The sequence below is a fragment of the Terrisporobacter muris genome, assembly GCF_024621905.1.
In the GTDB taxonomy this organism is placed as follows: domain Bacteria; phylum Bacillota; class Clostridia; order Peptostreptococcales; family Peptostreptococcaceae; genus Terrisporobacter; species Terrisporobacter muris.
In genome coordinates this window covers 1-4,725 of the sequence record NZ_JANKBY010000296.1, presented here as the reverse complement: position 1 = coordinate 4,725, position 4,725 = coordinate 1, and the positions used below count along the sequence as shown (strand labels likewise).

The window sequence follows — 4,725 nt, the reverse complement described above, 5'->3', positions numbered from 1 at the left end:
TCCTAAATAATCCCATATATTTTTGAAATCAACTTCTATGAAATCATAAGGTAATCTTTGTTCTATTCCAGCTATGGCATCATTAATTGAGTTATATGCTTTTAATAAAGCATCCTTGTGTCTAGAGATGGCCTTTTTAGTAGGAGGATTAATTTGTTGTATTGGTCAAGGTATTAATGATTTTTATATGAAAATTATTAATTTAGACAAGCTAGCAGCATCTTCTGCTACATCAATGACATTAATTTTTCTAGGAGCATTTCTTACAGGATTGGGAGTGTATGACCTTATAGGAAAAAGAGCTGGAGCTGGATCAATTATCCCTATAACAGGATTTGCGAACTCAATTGTATCTCCTGCTATGGAATTCAAAAAAGAAGGATATGTAACAGGTGTAGGCGCAAATTTATTTAAAATAGCAGGGCCGGTGTTAGTATATGGAATTTCATCATCCATAATATGCGGACTACTATATTATTTCATTAAATTAATTTTTTAATAAATTAGAAATTAATATTTGAAGGATGTGAAATTATGAATAAAAAAAGAATTGGAAAAAGAACTATAAGATTAAATAATATGCCTACTATTATTGCTGCATCATCCATAGTAGGACCTAAAGAAGGACAAGGACCTTTAAAAGATAAATTTGATTTAATTTTATCTGATGACTTATATGGTGAGAAAACTTGGGAATTGGCAGAAAGCAAAATGGTACAGACAGTTATGGAAATGAATGTTAAAAAGGCTAATAAAACATTGGAAGATGTGGATTTTCTCTTTGGCGGTGATTTAATAAATCAGTTATTTCCAGCCTCATTTGCAGCTAGAGAATTGGGTGTGCCGTTTTTTGGTATATATGGGGCATGTTCCACAATGGCTGAGGGAATGTGTCTAGGATCAATGGCCATAGATGGAGAATATGCTAAATACGTACTATGTGGGACATCTAGTCATTATTGTACAGCTGAGAGACAGTTTAGATTTCCTCTAGAATTGGGAAATCAAAAACCTATGACAGCTCAATGGACAGTTACAGGTGCTGGTGGTGTTTTATTAACTAAAGAAGGCAAAGGTCCTAAAATAAAATATATTATACCTGGAAAAGTTATAGACAAGGGGATTGATGATGGAAATAATATGGGTGCAGCTATGGCTCCAGCAGCAATAGATACCATATATTCATATTTCCAAGACACAAAAGACGATCCTAATAGTTTTGATATTATAGCTACTGGAGACTTAGGCAAACTGGGAAAACAGATAGTTATAGATTTATTAAAAGAAATGAAGTTAGATATATCTAAAGTATACACAGACTGTGGTATAGAAATTTTTGATTTAGAAGAGCAAGATGTACACTGCGGAGGTAGTGGATGTGGATGTTCAGCTACAGTATTTTGTTCGTATATATACGATAAATTGATCAAAAAAGAATTTAATAAAGTCATGTTGGTATCAACAGGTGCTTTATTATCTCCAACAAGTACGCTTCAAAAGCAAACTATACCGTCAGTAGCTCATGGAGTAGTAATTGTAAATGAATAGGAGGAATGGCTTATGTTATTAGAATATATAAAAGTATTTATAGTTGGTGGTCTAATATGTGTAATAGCTCAGATAATGATGGATTACTTCAAGATGCAGACGCCCTATGTAATGGTTACTTATGTAAGTCTAGGAGCTATTTTAACATTTTTAGGAGTATATGAACCTATAGTTAAATTTGGTGCATCAGGTGCCACAGTACCTATAATAGGTTTTGGATATTCTTTAGCAAAAGGTGTTATGAAAGGAATAGAAACAGATGGATTTTTAGGAATATTTACAGGAGGAGTAATTGCTACAGCAGGGGGAGTGGCAGCTGCAATATTCTTTGGATATATAATATCTGTAATATTTAATCCTAAGACAAAACCTTGATAAAAAAACTTCCTTATTAATAAGGAAGTTTTTTATTGGTTTATTTATTCATTAACTTGTTCAGTATTTTCTGTTGGATTATCTACTGGTGTATCTCCTGAGTTATTCTCATTGCCTCCACCATTGTTATTATCACCATTATTATTGCCACCGTTGTTATTACCGCCTGTATCTTCAGGAGGGGTTGGCTCTTCTGGTGTTTCTGTATTATCTTCTTCTGGAGGAGTATCACCATCACCAGCGTTATCAGTATTTGGTTGCTCTTCCTTAGGCTTATTATTTTGAACTGGAGGAGCTTGAGTAGTTGCACGTTGAGGATATGTTCCTTCAATAAATGCAGCATTTACACCATAAGATGAAGTTCCGCCATCTACTGGATTTATTTTAGTAAAGTAAACGCCATCAGGCTTAGTAAACTTTTCTACAGGTGTTAAGTTTTTATGAATAGGAGTCATAACACTTGACCAAAGTGAAGCTGCTGTAGAACTTGTTCCCATAACACTTTGTCTTTTTTCTCCTGTTCCAGCATCGTCACCTATATATGTTGCACCAACATAGTATGGAGTATAACCAACAAACCATGCATCTAAGGCATCGTTAGTAGTACCAGTTTTACCTGCAACAGCCATATTGTTTATAGCTGCCCTTTTACCAATTCCTTCTTTAACAACGGCTTGAAGCATATCGGTTATAACATAAGCAACATCTTCACTTACAACTCTGTTTTCTTGTGGATTAGCTTTTACTAATAAATTACCATCAAAAGTTGTAATAGTAGTAAATACTGTTGGCTCTATATAAGTACCACCGTTAGCTAGAGTACCAAAAGCAGCAGCCATTTCTAGTGGAGATATACCATAAACCATACCACCTAAAACTAAAGAAGGGAAGTTTCTATCTGTATAACTTTCTTCTTTTGTTTTACTATCTAATAATGTAGTTATACCAAAGTTTTTAAGGTAATCCATCATTACATCAGTAGCTTCAAAATACGAATCTCCCAATGTTTCAGCAACTTTTACCGCAATAGGATTTGATGACATGGCTAAAGCTTTACGCACACTCATCATACCAGATCCAGCGGTAGTAGTTTTCGGATTCCATGCTTTGTTTTTATCGAATTTATATCCACCTCTTGCATCACTAAATGCATTAGATTGCGTAGTTTCTAAAGTATCTATAGCAGGAGTATAAACTGATAAAGGTTTTATAGTTGAACCGGGTTGTTTTGGTGTAGTTGCTCTGTTTAGAGTTCTCTTACCTTTAACATATCTACCACCTATTAATGACTTAATTTGTCCTGTTCTGTAATCTAATATTACCATAGCTGATTGAGGTTGAACTATTCCATCAGCACCAGTTCTAGAATTAGGGAAATTGGCTTCATTATTGTATTGTGTTTCTAGATTTTTTTGCATACCAGAATCTATAGTTGTATAGATTCTAAGTCCACCATTATAGTACATATTTTGTGCTTCTTCTTTAGTATAGCCTTGTTCCATTAAAGAATCTACTACTTCAGAGTAAACATAATCTTCTACAGAAGAAACAACAGTTTCCTTAGTTTTTGGCAGATTTATTTCAATTGGTTTAGCTACTTCTTTATCATATTCTTCTTGTGTAATATATCCAAGTCTTAGCATTTTTGCTAAATTTGCCTTTTGTTTTTCTTTAGCAGCTTCTCTTGGTACTGCTTTTCTAACAACAATAGTTTTTTTCTTTAATTGAGTATATGTGTCAGAATCAATTAAACGCCAAGAATATAGCTTATCAATCATTTGTAATTCTATTTCAGTTGGTTCATCTAAGTCATCATCTGTAGTATTAGTATAGAATAACAATTTGTTTTCTAAATCTTCCTTAGTTTCAGAACCATTTAACTTGTCTGTTGTATAAGGCGAATACTTGCTTGGATTATTAGTAGCAGCCATTAATAAAGCAGCTTCACCAATAGTTAAATTTTTTGCTTTTTTGTTGAAATATCCTTGAGATGCAGCCTCAGCACCATATAAACCTCTACCTGCATAGAAGTTGTTCAAATAAGCAAGTAAAATATCTTCTTTAGATACTGTTTTACTCATTTCAAAAGCATAGTAAATATCTTTTATTTTACGAGTAATACTTTGTTCTTGAGATGTGATTAACATCTTTGAAACCTGCATTGGTATTGTTGAACCACCTTGTTTATTACCCATAAGAGTGTTAAATACAGAACGTAATAGACCTTTCATGTCTACACCATTGTGTTCATAAAAACGCTCATCTTCTGCTGCAACTAGAGCATGTTGTAAATTTATACTTATATCACTTAAATCATTCATAGGTTCCTTCTTGTTAGAAGTTTGTGCTTTTGCTAATAAATTACCATCAGCATATAAAATTTCTGTTGTTTGGTATGTTTTCTTATCTAAGTAAGCTTTATTAATAGTCTCAGTATTTCTAAGTGAAGCAAACACAATACCAGATCCAGCTGCCACACCTACAACTAAAAGTACTAGAAATACTAGAGCTACTGTTTTAACACCTTTAAATCTCCCAGAGCTTTTCTTGTTAGAAGTTTTTCTTTTATTACTAGAGCTACTAGAATTACTCGATCTACTCGAGGTTTGAGATGTATTTCTTTTATCTGAAGAGCTTACTTTTCTTCTCTTGATTTTATTTTTATCATCACGATTATCTCTTCTCATAAGATTAACCTCCTTATTTTAATGAATAATTATAACATATTTAAGGATTTTTACAAAATTTCCTTTATACAGACTTTAGTTCAACTAAAAGATACAATATAATTATACCTTTATA

General features: G+C 32.8%; 4 protein-coding genes. 3 read left to right on the top strand and 1 reads right to left on the bottom strand.

The window, feature by feature from the left end; translation table 11 throughout:
* Positions 1-127: 127 nt before the first annotated feature.
* Genes spoVAC through spoVAE form a run of 3 tightly spaced genes read left to right on the top strand, consistent with a single transcriptional unit; the run spans position 128 to position 1,923 of the window.
* A complete protein-coding gene (gene spoVAC, locus NSA58_RS16445; protein ID WP_330652595.1) occupies positions 128-499 on the top strand; it encodes a stage V sporulation protein AC in 372 nt (123 codons plus the stop codon).
* A 35-nt stretch (positions 500-534) separates the two neighbouring features.
* Positions 535-1,548 (top strand): stage V sporulation protein AD, encoded by a 1,014-nt coding sequence (gene spoVAD / locus NSA58_RS16440; protein WP_257560700.1) that lies wholly within the window; start codon positions 535-537, stop codon positions 1,546-1,548.
* A 12-nt stretch (positions 1,549-1,560) separates the two neighbouring features.
* Positions 1,561-1,923 carry a stage V sporulation protein AE gene (gene spoVAE, locus NSA58_RS16435; RefSeq protein ID WP_257560699.1) on the top strand — a complete coding sequence of 121 codons (363 nt, stop codon included), beginning with the start codon at positions 1,561-1,563 and terminating at the stop codon, positions 1,921-1,923.
* A 44-nt stretch (positions 1,924-1,967) separates the two neighbouring features.
* On the opposite strand, the gene NSA58_RS16430 is transcribed toward spoVAE, so the two are convergent.
* On the bottom strand, positions 1,968-4,610 hold the full coding sequence (locus NSA58_RS16430; RefSeq protein WP_257560697.1) for a transglycosylase domain-containing protein: 2,643 nt from the start codon (positions 4,608-4,610) through the stop codon (positions 1,968-1,970).
* Positions 4,611-4,725: the final 115 nt, after the last annotated feature.

Excerpts from the sequence above, each read along its gene's own strand:
- NSA58_RS16430 (WP_257560697.1), bottom strand. The coding sequence starts at position 4,610 with ATGAGAAGAGATAATCGTGATGATAAAAATAAAATCAAGAGAAGAAAA.
- spoVAE (WP_257560699.1), top strand. The coding sequence starts at position 1,561 with ATGTTATTAGAATATATAAAAGTATTTATAGTTGGTGGTCTAATATGT.
- spoVAC (WP_330652595.1), top strand. The coding sequence starts at position 128 with ATGGCCTTTTTAGTAGGAGGATTAATTTGTTGTATTGGTCAAGGTATT.
- spoVAD (WP_257560700.1), top strand. The coding sequence starts at position 535 with ATGAATAAAAAAAGAATTGGAAAAAGAACTATAAGATTAAATAATATG.